Annotated in this window: 10 protein-coding genes and 1 pseudogene; 5 read left to right on the top strand and 6 right to left on the bottom strand. The window is 65.4% G+C overall.

Annotation, left to right across the window (positions count from 1 at the left end; genetic code table 11):
* Nucleotides 1–76: 76 nt before the first annotated feature.
* Nucleotides 77–3,202, bottom strand: coding sequence for a S8 family peptidase (locus tag ABD188_RS08225; protein ID WP_344060329.1), 3,126 nt, complete (start codon nt 3,200–3,202; stop codon nt 77–79).
* A 762-nt stretch (nt 3,203–3,964) separates the two neighbouring features.
* Here ABD188_RS08225 and ABD188_RS20225 point away from each other — a divergent pair.
* The 4 genes and pseudogenes from ABD188_RS20225 (at nt 3,965) to ABD188_RS08215 (ending at nt 5,338) form a co-directional block, all read left to right on the top strand.
* Nucleotides 3,965–4,144 (top strand): hypothetical protein, encoded by a 180-nt coding sequence (locus ABD188_RS20225; protein WP_425561337.1) that lies wholly within the window; start codon nt 3,965–3,967, stop codon nt 4,142–4,144.
* Nucleotides 4,141–4,620: pseudogene (locus tag ABD188_RS20220) on the top strand (Swt1 family HEPN domain-containing protein); the annotation flags it as partial. The gene ABD188_RS20225 and the pseudogene ABD188_RS20220, both read left to right, overlap by 4 nt.
* Before the next feature lie 260 nt (nt 4,621–4,880).
* Complete coding sequence (locus ABD188_RS20215; protein ID WP_425561370.1) at nt 4,881–5,162, top strand: pentapeptide repeat-containing protein; 282 nt, start codon at nt 4,881–4,883, stop codon at nt 5,160–5,162.
* Nucleotides 5,144–5,338, top strand: a complete 195-nt coding sequence (locus ABD188_RS08215) for a pentapeptide repeat-containing protein (protein ID WP_344060325.1) — start codon at nt 5,144–5,146, stop codon at nt 5,336–5,338. Before ABD188_RS20215 ends, ABD188_RS08215 begins: the two co-directional genes overlap by 19 nt.
* Before the next feature lie 309 nt (nt 5,339–5,647).
* On the opposite strand, the gene ABD188_RS08210 is transcribed toward ABD188_RS08215, so the two are convergent.
* Both ABD188_RS08210 and ABD188_RS08205 read right to left on the bottom strand, forming a co-directional pair.
* Nucleotides 5,648–6,796: a tyrosine-type recombinase/integrase gene (locus tag ABD188_RS08210; RefSeq protein ID WP_344060322.1), complete on the bottom strand. Its 1,149-nt coding sequence runs from the start codon at nt 6,794–6,796 to the stop codon at nt 5,648–5,650.
* Complete coding sequence (locus tag ABD188_RS08205) at nt 6,783–7,469, bottom strand: hypothetical protein (RefSeq protein WP_344060319.1); 687 nt, start codon at nt 7,467–7,469, stop codon at nt 6,783–6,785. The genes ABD188_RS08210 and ABD188_RS08205 overlap by 14 nt, the downstream gene beginning before the upstream one ends.
* Nucleotides 7,470–7,564: 95 nt before the next feature.
* Here ABD188_RS08205 and ABD188_RS08200 point away from each other — a divergent pair, with 95 nt between their 5' ends.
* A complete protein-coding gene (locus ABD188_RS08200; RefSeq protein WP_344060316.1) occupies nt 7,565–7,780 on the top strand; it encodes a helix-turn-helix transcriptional regulator in 216 nt (71 codons plus the stop codon).
* Nucleotides 7,781–7,888: 108 nt separating this feature from the next.
* On the opposite strand, the gene ABD188_RS08195 is transcribed toward ABD188_RS08200, so the two are convergent.
* From ABD188_RS08195 to ABD188_RS08185, 3 genes are all read right to left on the bottom strand, one after another.
* The gene (locus ABD188_RS08195; RefSeq protein WP_344060313.1) at nt 7,889–8,761 is read right to left on the bottom strand and encodes a hypothetical protein; all 873 of its coding nucleotides are present in this window, start codon (nt 8,759–8,761) and stop codon (nt 7,889–7,891) included.
* Entirely contained in the window at nt 8,739–9,818 is a 1,080-nt protein-coding gene (locus ABD188_RS08190; RefSeq protein WP_344060310.1) for a type IV toxin-antitoxin system AbiEi family antitoxin, read from the bottom strand. Before ABD188_RS08190 ends, ABD188_RS08195 begins: the two co-directional genes overlap by 23 nt.
* A 358-nt stretch (nt 9,819–10,176) precedes the next feature.
* Entirely contained in the window at nt 10,177–12,924 is a 2,748-nt protein-coding gene (locus ABD188_RS08185) for an AAA family ATPase (RefSeq protein WP_344060307.1), read from the bottom strand.
* Nucleotides 12,925–13,142: the final 218 nt, after the last annotated feature.

Below are 13,142 nucleotides of genomic sequence, written 5' to 3'. Positions count from 1 at the left end.
CGTCCTCAAACCGATTGCCGGCAGACGAAGAGGTGGCGCCCCGTCGTCTGCCGGGACGCCACCTCTGTCGGTGAAGCTACTTCTTGGCCTTGATCAGGATCGCCTCTCCGGAGCCCGAGGCGTTGTCCATGACAACGACCATCGCGCCCAGCGGCTTCTGGGCCGCGAACGCCGCAGCGTCCACGTCGACCGGGACCGTGACGCTGCCGTTGCGCGGCACCGTCTCGTACTGGCCGTTGCTCAGGGCCGGCGACCACGGGTTGTACGCTGCCCAGCCGTCGAACGCATCCGCGCCATCGTTCGTCACCGAGTAGCTCTCCACCGTGTAGGTGAAGTCGCCTGCCGCCGAGCTGATGCCGAGGTCGCTGGCCCAGACGGGCAGCAGGATCGTGCTGCTGTCCGTCGGCGCCGAAGCGTTGTAGCCCGACCGGTAGAGCGCGTCGCCCTCGATGTCGTACTCGAAGACCTCCGAGACGCCGTTCGCATCGCCTGCGAGCACCAGACCCGAGTCGGCGGCGAAGACGAGCCAGTCCGGAGTTCCGTCGCCGTTCTTGTCGATGAGGACGTCGAACTCATTGGTCGCCGCGTTCGACCACCGCTTGTGGTTGCTGACAGCGAAGACGAGGAGAGCATCGTCGCCGTCCGCGAACGACTGCACGCCGGCTGCGCGCAGGTCGAACCCGGTGTCGGTGAGGGACTTGGCGACATCCTTGCCGTCGTTCAAACCCCACGTGTAGAAGTCGGCCGCGGCCGCAATGGCGCCGAGCTTGTTGGTCAGCTTGACCGACCGCTGGCCGTCGACGACCTTGCTCTCCTTCATGAGAGGTTCGACCGTTGCCGCGACGCGGCTCGTGGAACGAGGCACGAGCAGGTACGGCACGCGCAGCGTGTCGGCGCTCGACTTCAGGACGATGTCGCCCGAGAACTCGTAGAACGAGAACTGGTCGGGTCCGGCGGTCGAGCTTCCCACGGCGCTCGTGGCCGCACCGAGCGCGACGACGACCTTCGCCTTGCCGCCTGCCGGAACGGTGACCTTGCTCTGGCTGAGCACGATCTTCGCCTTCTCCGACTCGGCGGACGGCGCCGAGCTGACGGTGTACGTGACGGCCTTCTTGCCGTAGTTCGTGAGCGTGATCGTCTTCACGCCCGCGAACGCGAGGTGAGACTCCTGGAACCCGAAGCTCAGCGCCGACTCGCGAAGCCATCCGCTGTCGGTGCGGAAGGCGTCACCCGTCGCCGTGACCTGGCTGGCCACCGCCTGCGCGGTGTCGACGAGGCCGACACCGCCGCGGACGAGGTTCTGGCCGGTGACGTTCTCGGGGTCAGCCGTCGACACGATCGACGCCGCGACCTCACTCGCCTTCCACTTCGGATGCGCCTGCACCGACAGAGCGGCGACGCCCGCGACGTGTGGCGCAGCCATCGACGTTCCCGAGATGGTGGCCGGGCCATTGCCAGTGCCGACACCCGTCGAGACGATCGAGACACCCGGTGCGGCGACATCCACACCCAGTGCGCTGTCGCCGGAGCGGGGGCCGCTCGAGCTGAACGATGCGTAGGCGCGGAAGCCGGGGTTGTCGAGCACCGCGGCGGCGATCGTGGCAGTCTGACCCGCGGTGAGCTTCGGACCGTCGGACTTCTTGACGCCGAGGAACGGGATCGTGACGGTGTATGCCTCACCGGTGTCGGGGTTCGACGTGATCTGACCCTCGACCGGCGGGTAGTCGTCGGTCGTGTTGATCATGAGGGCGACGGCCGCGCCCGCCTGCTGCGCATAGATCGCCTTCGCGACACGGGCACAGGTGCCACGAGTCGAGACAGCGAGCTGGTTGCCGCCCGCCTGGACTCCCGCGTAGGCATATGCGGCCACCGAGCAGCCGAGGGCCTCGTTCTCGGTTGTGGTGGCTGGGTTGTCGACGAGCCGAACCACGGTTGTGGCAGGCACGCTGGACAGGTCCACGCCGTTGGCGTTGATCGCGGGGATCGAGACCCCGCCGACCGTGACCTGAGCGCCGGGGAAGCTCGCGGTGCTGTCGACGGCAGCGACCGAGACGACGCCGTCCGCGCCGCCCGGTGATCCGACGATGTAAGGGCTCGGACCCGCGTTGCCCGCCGAAGCCACCACGACGACGCCTGCGCCGATCGCGTTCGATGCCGCCACTGCGTCCGGGTCGGTCGCATAGCCGTAGTCAGAGCCGAGCGACATGTTGATGACGTCCATGCCATGGTCGACCGCCCAGTCGATGGCAGGCACCACGACATTGCTGGAACCTTCGCAGCCGAAGACCCGAAGCGCGTACAGATCCGCCTGGGGGGCCACACCCGGTCCGATGTCGAACGTCTTCGACGGGGTCGAAGCGTCGTAGGGGCCTGTGTAGGTGGTGCCGTCGTCCGCGACGCCGCTGCCCGCGGCGGTGCCGGCAACGTGGCTGCCGTGTCCGTTGCAGTCGAGCGGGTTGGGGTCGGGCATGGGCACACTGCCGTCGACGTTCGCGTCGTAGTCGTCGCCGACGAAGTCGTATCCGCCCTTGATGCGCGGCGCGGTCGGGCCGAAGAGAGCCGGGTCGGCGGGCTGAGCCTCGGCGGCGTTCGCGGCATCGTACGCGGCGACGGTGCCCGGGCCGCCGAAGTTGGCGTGGGTGTAGTCGATGCCCGTATCGATGACGGCGACCTTGACATTCGTGCCGGTGTAGCCGGTGTTCTGCCACACCTGCGGAACACCGAGGAACGGCACCGAGACGGCGTTGTCGAGCGAGTACGTCTTCACAGCGTGGACGGCGACCACGTTGGGAAGAGCGGCGACCGCGTCGACCTGCTCAGCCGGGATCGACACCTGGATGCCGTTGTAGGCCGACTGCATTTTGGCCTCGATCTTGCCGCCCTTGCTCTGAAGCGATCCGGTGATCGCATCCTGAGCCTTCTTGAGAGTGCTCTTGACCGCGTTGCGCTCGGCGGTGGTGAGGTCGCTCCCCTTCTCGGCCTGGACGACAGCGACGGGGTCACCTTTCATCTCGACGACGACCGTCACGCGGCCGTCGGCGGCGATGCTCAACGGCCGGAAGCTCGTGCCGACCGGGCCACGGTTGTCAGTGGTCTGGAATCTCGACGACGGATCGTCATCGGGAGCTGCTGCGAACGCCGCAGTAGGAGTGGCTATCGCCAGCGCGACCGCGCTGACAACCGCCAGAGAACGTCGGTACAAGGGGGCCTACTTTCTCGGTGCAAAGGGGGATGGCTACCAGCGCACGTTATGTGGGAACTCTCAAAAGGTCAACAGATAACTCTCAGGTTGAGCAGAGCGCCCAATGCCGAGGGTCGGTGTGCTGCGTACCGCGCACATCGGCAAGCGAATCGCCGATACTGCGGAACGCCCGTACAGACCGGAAAAACGACGCGAAACGCAACAGTTCGACGCACAGCGAATACACAAGAAACACTCTGAGTATCAGAGGTCACAAAGCGGTAACGTCATCCCATCGCGGCGATCCGGGCGGTCCCGGGCTCCGGTTCATACCAGGTAGCAGTGCGGGTTCGACTCCCGCCGTCGCGTCTACGGTTGAAGGGCCACGATCCCTTCTCTCGACTGGGATCGCGGCTCTCAGCTTTCTCGGCCGAAGGGCGTTTGCCCACATTTTGCCCACACTTTTTCGTGGCGTGAGGCCGTGGGATGTCCGTGATGTCTCGCGACCTCGGTGACAGGCCGGCCTCAGGACATCGAGGGACGTCCGGTCGGCGGGGTGTGGGATGTCTCCCGCGGAGTTGCCTGTTGCCGGCGTATTGGGCCCCTCGGGCAGGGTTCGCGGTGGGCGCCGCAGTCGTCGACGATCTGCACTCGGTCGATGTCCTCGATGGGCGTAAGCGGTAAGGCTGCGACGCCGGTAGCACGATGCACAGCGCGCTTGACACCGGAAACGACCAACCGCATACTGAAAAACTTTGCTTCGCAGACCCGGAAGGAAACAACATGGCAAAGAACAGCAGTGGAGGCGGATACGGCAAGACCGACCACTCCTCGAAAGATGTCAGTTCCGCCCGCCTCCACCAACAGTCCGGCCCCAACAACTCCTTCGGCGGCTACACGAAAATCAACCTGGGGAACGGCAGCTTCACGATGAAGAGGACCAGTGGAGGGAAGTCGTCATGATGCCTCGCGAGCTTGAGGTTGAGGATGCTGGCTGTCTGCCAGACTTGCTCCCTCAAGTGACAACAGAAGCCCCATCGTCCATCGCTGGCCAGGGGGGTCGAGAGGGTGAATACATGCCCAGCAATGAAGAGTTGGTGGCGTCCGGGCTCCGACTCCTGAGAGCCCCACTGGCACTCTTCGTCTGCCACGGAATCGAAAAAGCGTATGGTCCGGAATGGTGGACCGAGGGAGTTCTGGAGACCCTCGTGTACGACAAAAATCCGACCGTCGAAGATGTCCGGCGGTACCGAAAACTCCCCGCCGCGGGGACGCTCGACGAGTGCGCCAACGCGATCGACATCAGCGTCTGCCTGATTTTGCTGACGAAGCACTGGCACAGGATCTTCGCCCCTGCATTCGGCCCAGACCATCGCGGATGGGCTTTCGAACTGATCGGCATCCGGAACAAGAACAAGCATCTGGTCGGCACCGATCATGCCAGCGACTTCACATGGCGCGCGCTCGACACGATGTACCGACTGTGCGACCCAATCGACGCGGAGAGCGCGGAGGAGATCATCAGGCTGAGGTCCAGCGTTGATCTGTCGGTCTACGACCAGATCAACACACGTCCAGCAAATCGAGCAACGACAGTCCCCGAATCCGACCGTCGGGTTACGCCTCTGACTATCCGAACCACGACCGCGGCCGACGTGCGTACCGAGGTCCGGTCCGATTCGGAAGAACTTAGGGAAGAATTGGCGGTCGCCGGACCAGATTTCTCAGGTGCAGACCTTCGGAAGATGGACTTCAGCGGAGCGGCGCAGACTTCACCGACGCCGACCTCACCGACGCCAACCTCAACGGTGCGATCCTCTCGCGATCCATCTTTAGGAACACGAAACTGGGAAACGCGAACCTCACGGACACGAACCTCGCCGCCGCGATCTTCGAGGGTACGACTCTTTCGATCACGCGAGACGCAACCCCAACAAGCGCGCGCACCACCCTCGTCAGTTATTGGATGGTGCCACGTTAAATTTTGCAGGTGCAGACCTCCGCAGCGTGAACTTCAGCGGAGCGAACCTCGACGGCGCAGACTTCACCGACGCCGACCTCACCGACGCCAACCTCAACGGTGCGAGGCTTAGGGGTGTGGGCCTCAAGGGAGCGAACATCAAGGGTGCGAACACGGTAGATGTTAAGTGGGTCTGAGGCAGCCGGCTACAGTGCGGCCATCGCCGCCCACACGGACTGACCAATAGTGTTCGAAGACAGTAGCCGAAGTGACGCTCGAACTTGAATCCCGACTTCTCGATACGACCCCAGGACATTGTCCGGGGGAAGGACCACGTCTTCTCGTCGGGGGCGAGCTCGTTGGGGATCGGACCAACTCACCACCTGCGGCGAAGTACGAGCAATAACGGCCACCCCGACTCGGGTTGTGATTCGGCGGGAGTGCCATTCACGCCAAGTCAAAACGCCGGAGGTATCCGTGCATCACGCGCCCGCGAATCGAGCCAATCAGCGGGCAATCGCCGCGTTCCGCGCATCGTTCAACGAGACGGACACGGTATCGAGGTCGTCATCGAATAGGTCGGCGTAAACATCCAGTGTCATCGCGGCGGACGCGTGTCCGAGCATCCGTTGCACCGCCTTCACGTTCGCGCCGGAGCTGATCGCCAGCGACGCGGCGGTGTGGCGGAGGTCGTGGATTGTCATGCGTTCGAGGCCGGCATCCTCGAGCGCCGTCATGAACCAGGACCGCGATGCGCCCGAGGACCGCGGCCGACCGAAGTAGCCGAACCCGTCACCGAACAGGATCATTTCGCGCGTCTTGCCCTCGCAGAGCTTCGCGATCGGCAGCTCGAGGAACTCGGGGTACGGCACCGATCGCACTTCGTGCGTCTTCGGCGACCCGACGTGGATGTCAGCACCGACGCGCACTGCGTTCTCGTTCACCGCAAGGCGCCGGCGCAAAGCATCCACGTCGCGCACCCGCAGCGCGGTCAGCTCTCCCCAGCGCAGCCCCGTGTAGGCGGCGACATACACGAGGGTCGAGTACTCGCCCGCCGCCACCGCGAGCCGCTCGATCTCCTCGTGGCTGAGGTACCGATGCGCCTTGCGGTGCTTGCGGGGCAGATTATCGACGCCGCGCGCCGGGTTGTGCGGGATGCGGCGATCCTTCACCGCGATGTCGAGGACGGATGCCAGGACCCCGTGTGCGCGGATCACCACGGTCGCGCTCTTCGGCCGGGCGTCCTGCCCGCGCGTGCGGATGTGATCGCGCCGGTTGGTCTTGGCGGTGCCGGCCGCGAGCTGCGATACCCACGTGCGAACGTCGCTGTGGGTTATCGCCGAGACGGGCGTAGTTCCCCATCGCGGCATCACGTAGACGCGCCATGCATCGTCGATCGCGCGGTAGCTCGACGGCTTCAGGCGCGATCGCTTGGCCTCGAGCCATCCCGGCCCCAGTTCGGTGATCGTCGTGCGCGCCCGCGCCGGCTCGATGTATTCCCCTGTCGCTTTGGACACCTCGACCGTGGCCAGGAAGAGGTCTGCGTCGCGCTTGGTGCGGAAGCCGCGCTTGTCGGTCTGCCTGTGGTCGGGCGTGCGATAGCGGACGCGGTATCGCTTGCCGCGCGCGGTCTCGTACGCCTCAATCGTTCCCATAGAACACTCCTGCGCGCTCGAACTCGAGTTGCTCTGCACTCCATACGATGCGCCGCGCGAGCTCCTTCTCGGAGGGGAGGGTGATCGGGTTCGTCCTCTCGATCTCTGCGGCGATGCGCCGCGCCGCACTCTCGTTCCCAGAGGTTGTCATGTAGCCCGCCGCACGGGCCCGCTGTACCCAGTTGGTTGCGGTCCGTTGCTTCAGGCCAAGGGTCTCCGCCACAGCGAGCGCGGGATTCTCGTTCGAGATCTCCGCAATCCGATACGCGGTTGCGGCTAGAAGCAGTCCATCCTCCGGCTGAGCCTCGAATCGTGGCGCGCCGACGGGCACATCCGACACCCGTGGCATCCGCAGCGCGGAGATAGGCCAAGTCCACGAAGGGAGAGCCAACTCGATCGCGGGGCGCACGATCGAGTGGACTCGAACAGTGCGCCAAAAGGCTCCGGTGATCTCAATCGGCGTACTTCGTCGGTCGATGCCGAAGGCCGCGACCTCATACCGCCTCTTCGCGACTGAATACTCAAGCCGAAAGTTGGCCCGGGCGAGACCCTCGTCGTCCTCAGGTCCAAGTCCGCCGAGTGGCGTGGGAATTGCCGCGACGATGGTTGGCCGCAGCTCGATACCGGGCGGAACAAGGACCCTCTTGCCTGACGGCCTCACCAGATTCTGCACGCTTGCATCCTTGCACAAGTTGCGCCCTATTGACACGGCTAGGCAAGGATCCTACGGTATGCGTATCGGTGACATGATGACGCAAGGAGGTCGAGATGGATGCCGACGATAACGAGTGGCTCACACTCCCCCAGGCTGCGGCCCTCATGCGCATGACGAAGGCGGCGATCGCGCAGCTGCGCTACCGCGGAATCGGCCCGAAGTTCTACCGCCTGTCCGCGAAGACGATCCTCTACAAGCAGTCCGAGGTGATCGCGTGGATGGAGAGTTGCGCGTGCACACGGACCGATGACGTGCTCGCGGGCCACTAAAACCGCCGCATGAAGTCCCCAGGCGCGACTGGGAGACGCCGCCAGCGCGGTCGGCGACGAGTATGCGCCCGGTTGCTGTAAAGAGCCGCTTTACAGCAGGACCGGCGACTACTTCGCCACGGGCGGTAGTTCCTCGATTGCCTTGACGAGGTCTGCAGCGAGGAACGACACCGACTGCGAGACGAATGCGGGGTCGCCGATTCCTTCCTCAGCGCGGCCAGCCATCTCCGACCCTGTCGCGTCTGGGCCCGCCGCGAACAGTTCGCGAAGGTACTCGACCGCCTTGATGGTCACGCGCCCAGCGAGTTCATCCTCCGTGAGCCGCACCACGGTCGTTGCGAGCTCGACTGTCGGGCCGTCGACAAGGATTCGATAAATGTCGTGAGCATCCTTATCGACGAGCCGGTCCGGATTCCCGAGAGCGCGCTCGCCCAATTTGTGTAGCTTCGCGACCAGAAGGGCCGCCAGCCCCGCGACATGCACGCGGTAGACGCGGGAATCCGAGGGATCGAGCGCAGCAACATCGAGCACAGAATTGTCAACGAGCGCCGCCTCAAGCCCAACGGCGCGCCTGGTCGCACGACGGCTGTGGGGTGGAATGCGGGCTCCGCGGGCACCCGCCCCTCCTGGGCCGGATAGCGCCTCGGGGACCATCAGGTCCACCGGGATGCCAGCTGGGTTCACCCACTCACCAGGATTATTGGAGAACGGGTTTGGGTAGAAGCGCGCACTCGTCATCGCTTCCTCGACCTTTGGGTCTTCGGCGAGCTCTCGCGGGTCGATCGCGAGATCGCTGTCCTTCGTAGCCTCGGCAAGTGCAACGGGTGAGGCCTTTGTTCGCAGGTAGATCGCCTGTGCACCGATGACAATGACGGCATCTCGCTGAGCCTCAAGCGCCTCGAGGGCGTCGAGGAGCGCGGATCGTGCCGCGACCAGCAGGTCTTCGCGGCCCAGCGGGCTATCGGCGCCAGACGGGTTCATTGCGCGACATCCAGTTGATAAGTTCCTCGGCCTCTGAGGGGTTACGGCCCGGGCCCGTCAAGAGGTCGACCACGACCTGAGATGGGGCCGCTATCGTCACCCCATCCCACGCCTCAGCTCGCTCGAAGACCACGTCATAGTTGGGCTGGGCAAGCACGACATTCGTGCCGCCCTCGGCTGTACGCAGACCCCACGCATCGGCAATTTCGGCGGCGGATTCTGCGTAGACCATCAGCGAGCGAGGCGGGGCATAGGGTGCCCACCGGGAAGCAGCGACTGTGCTCGTAATCGCATAGCGAAGGTCGCTGGTCTCGCGTGCGCGCGCCAGCACGTCGTCGATTCCCCGTGGCGCGATCCACTTGCTGGTCTGATTGGTGCGCGTGAAGCTGTAGTCGGCACTCCATCGCCGCAGAATTGACTGCCAGTCGCGCGCGACAACGCGACTATTGATCCGCTCCACCAGGCCTTCCTCATCCAAGAACTCAATGACGCGGTACGTGGCGCCCGTTGATGCTCGCGATGCCTCAACGAGGTCACGCATCGACCAATCGCGGTCGAAGTCGATGAGCGCGCGCACCACCTTGGCCGCCGGTTCTCCCTTGAGGGTGCCCTTTGGTCGACCCGGCCCCCGCCAAGGGTCGCTGTCCGCGCCTCGGTTGAATATGAACAGGCCTGGCCAAGTGAGACTTACTCGCACATTGCCGGTTGCGTCAGCCCAGGAAAGTCCGGCATCAGTCAGCCTGTCGCGGACGGTCGCTGGGAGATAGCGCGCCATAACGATGAGGTCCGAGCCCGGCAACCCGGTCTGCGAGCCCGCGCCTTCGGCGATCGTGGCGACGTCGCGGCCTTCAATGATTCGTTTCGCCTCGATGGGAATGGTTGCGGCCACGCCGCTTGGTGCGCGCACCGTCAACTCAGCGTCATTGCGTCGGAGTGCCCCCACGGCGGACTGCGCGACAAGCTCGCCAGACCAGCTTGGCGGCAGCACCTCAAGCAGACGTCGAGTTGCTTCCCGCACTACCTCTGCTTCAGGCATGGGGGTCGGGGTGGTGGCCATCATCATTCCTTCGTTCGGAAAACAGACTACCTCACAACGCGGTGGAGACCACCGTTTTCCTGAACACAGTCCCTTCGCACGGCGCTTGGCTAGTCCAAATAGACAGCTCAATCGTTGGCCTGCGAGCATGCAGTCTGGCCAACCGCTGCGTCTAAGTTGGGCCGCGTTCGGGAAATTGCACTTCTCGCGCATCGCCGGAGATAGTGAAATACGCGAACAGAATCTGGAAAGTCCGACTTTCTGTCACACATAGCCGCGAAGCACACCTAAGCCTTAGGTGCCGGACCATCTCTCAATGGCCGTGAAGGGGGTGGAGCACCACATGGAGCCCACCAGCCGCTCCCTGAAGCACGGTCCTCTAAATCCCGAAGCCCCCGCCGACTATCGTCGGTTGCGCCACCGGCCCCGTCGCATCGGGCGCCGCGACCCGCCGCGCGGCGCGGCCCAGGTCGATCTGTGCAGCCCGCCGCGAGTCCTCGATCGTCGGCTCTGGCACGCCCCGTCGCATCGCGTCGGCCAGCTCCTCGCGAGCAGCCGCCGCAGAGCCCGCAACGATGATCGCTTCGTTCCATCGCCGGCCGCGCGTCAGCCCGACATACAGCCCGGCGGCATCGACGCCGGGGCCGACGATCGACGCGTCCACCGTCTCGCCCTGAATTCCGTGGACCGTCGAGGCGTACGCGAGGTGAGCGTGCTCGGCCGCGTACTCGGCGGGTATCCACCGCCGCTCGGTCGAGTCGGCGATGTTGGTGAGCGAGATCCGATCGTCGTCGATGCCGGTGATGATCCAGATCGCTCGGTTCTGCACGTCGGCGGCGCGATCGTTGCGCCTCGTCTGGATGACGTCGCCGACCAGCATCCGCTGTCCGCCGCGGCCGCAGGCGACAGCATCCATCGCCAGTTCGCCCGACTCGAGTCGGCGCTGCTGGATCGTCTCGCTGATCGCATCTGCGTCGTCGTTGGTCGCGACGACGAGCGCAACCCGCTCGCCACGGCCGACCCGCTCGAACCAGGAACCGACCATCGCGTCGTGCGCGGCATCCGTGCTACTGACCCGAACGACGTGACCGCTGGCTTCGAGCTCATCAGCGACCGCTGTCGCCTCGTGCGACATCGACGCTTGCCGCAGCCGCAGCGTGAGCTCGCTATAAGCCGCATCCGCGAAACGGTGCACGGAACGGAGTTCGACGACCTGGTCGGCGTGGCGCGTGAGCAGCGCCATCGCGCCGACGTGTCCGACCGGCGCGGCCTGGCGCGGGTCGCCGATCATGGCGATCCCCGCACCGGTCTCTTCGAGCACTGCGCCGAGAGCATCGGCGCTCTGCAGATCCACCATCCCGGCCTCGTCGACGACGACCCGATCTCCGCGCCGCAACGCGAACCGCTGAGGCCCCAGATAGCGCCGGCCGGTCGCCTCGTCGAACTCACCGATACCGAGGCGCGCCCAACGCTGACCACCTGCCGAGTCGGCATCCCATCGCCATCCGTAGTCCGCGAGCAGCGCATGCAGGCTCGATGCCCTCACGCCGACCTCGCGTTCGGCGACGACCGCCGCCTTCTTCGTGGGCGCAACGAGCACCACGGCTCGGCGCTGCAGGCTGAGCGCATCCCGCGCCACACGCAGGAGCGTCGTCTTCCCCGACCCCGCGGGACCGGTGATCGAGACGAGACGGCTCATGCCCGCGATGGCGGATGCCGCGGCCAGCTGTGCCTCGTCGAGCTCTCCCCGCTCACCCGCGTGCCGACGGGCGATCTCGCGCATCTGCTCCTCACGCGGCAGAGCACCGGGCGTGGCCAGCCCGGCAAACCGGTTGCCGACGCGGAGTTTGAGCAGCACGGTCTCCGACGCCATGAGCGCCTTGATGTGCGGCGGCTTGGTCGTGTCGTCGGGCACAAGGTCGAGGGTGTCGACGAGCGCCCGCGCGACCACATAGTCGATCAGCTCGTCGAGGGTCGCGCGGTCAGCGGTCACTCCACTGCGAGATAGTGCCCGGATCGCCCCCGCGCGCACATCCCAGGGCGAGAACCGACCGCTGCTCGAGACCGACCGGGCGTCGGCATCCACAATCGCCATCTGTGCCAACAGGTCGCGGTCGAGTTCGGCGATCGCGATCGGCTCGAGTCGGGCGGGGCTGCGGTGCCAGAGCAGCAGAGGGTCGATTTCGCCGAGTTCGGCGCGCACACGCTCCTCCCACTCACACTCGTCGATGTGAGTCGGCTTGCCCGGGCGCCCCTGCGCCCATGCGAGCGAGTCGATGTGCTTGAGGTCGTCGGCGCCCGGCTCACGACCGTGATGCTCGCTTCGCCACTCCGCGATGAGGCGCGTGCGATTGCGCTCGATCTTGTTTGAGCGCTGCGACAGTGGGCGCACAACATGCGCGAGCTGCGCAATCTCGCCGTCGTCGTCGAGCGTGTACCCATGAGCGGCGAGGGCCTCGGCCCACCGCGGATCGACGCGCGCAGCGAGCTCACCCTCGGCGTTGATCACGGTGTGGAGCTTCATGGCCACGCGCGAGTCGAGGCTCGACCACTTGCCATCGACGCCCTGTACCTTCATGTTGAGCCACAGGTGCCGATGGATGTGCGGGTCGAGTGCCCGTGAGCGCCGGTGCTGCAGCTCGACGACTTCGAGCCTGGCGATGTCTTCACGGATGCTGCCGCCATGCCCCCGCCGCGCATTGAGCTCGCGCTGCCAGTGCTTGATGATCAGGTCGCGCATCCGATCCTGGAGCGCCTCGAACTCGGCCGCCAGAGCCGGGTCCAGGACAGCCGCCAGGCTGTACGACTTCGGAAAGTTGATCGTGCCGTCGAGAAGGAGGTCGGCGTTGTCGGTGCAGTGCGGCCTGCCGCGCTGCGTCCCGGTCTGCGGATCCGAACCCTCGATCCAGTGCCGAAGCTGCCTGGTGTCCAGTGTGTCGCGAGCGATCAGACCGTCGACGACCGTGAGTCGCGAAACGGTCTCGCCGTCGCTGTAGCTCAGGGCCGATGTCGCGCCGGAAGGTGACGCGAGGTGAGCATCGCAGGTCCCGTCGAACGCGTACGAGATGGCATTGCGGATGCCGCGGCCGGCCACTCCCCGCTTCCAGCTCCGCAGCCCGCCTCTCATGCCGACAGGATACATGCGTAGTCGTGTCACCACCAGGCATGGTGCCTACGTGCATTGCCGTTCTCGGGTGCTGGAGAAGAGTCGGCGGTCGTGGGCGTTCGGTCGTGACGCGTTCGGGCATGCACCATCGTTGGTCGTCGGTGGTAGATTCACGGCGATTGGAGCCTGATGGGTTACAGAGAGTTCCGAAGCACGAGAGTGTGCCCGGAGTGCGGGCG

The organism is Microbacterium pumilum, assembly GCF_039530225.1.
Lineage (GTDB): Bacteria > Actinomycetota > Actinomycetes > Actinomycetales > Microbacteriaceae > Microbacterium > Microbacterium pumilum.
This window is presented reverse-complemented; position numbering and strand designations above follow the sequence as displayed.

Excerpts from the sequence above, each read along its gene's own strand:
- ABD188_RS08200 (WP_344060316.1), top strand. The coding sequence starts at position 7,565 with ATGGATGCCGACGATAACGAGTGGCTCACACTCCCCCAGGCTGCGGCC.
- ABD188_RS08210 (WP_344060322.1), bottom strand. The coding sequence starts at position 6,796 with ATGGGAACGATTGAGGCGTACGAGACCGCGCGCGGCAAGCGATACCGC.
- ABD188_RS20225 (WP_425561337.1), top strand. The coding sequence starts at position 3,965 with ATGGCAAAGAACAGCAGTGGAGGCGGATACGGCAAGACCGACCACTCC.
- ABD188_RS08185 (WP_344060307.1), bottom strand. The coding sequence starts at position 12,924 with ATGAGAGGCGGGCTGCGGAGCTGGAAGCGGGGAGTGGCCGGCCGCGGC.
- ABD188_RS08195 (WP_344060313.1), bottom strand. The coding sequence starts at position 8,761 with ATGAACCCGTCTGGCGCCGATAGCCCGCTGGGCCGCGAAGACCTGCTG.
- ABD188_RS08190 (WP_344060310.1), bottom strand. The coding sequence starts at position 9,818 with ATGGCCACCACCCCGACCCCCATGCCTGAAGCAGAGGTAGTGCGGGAA.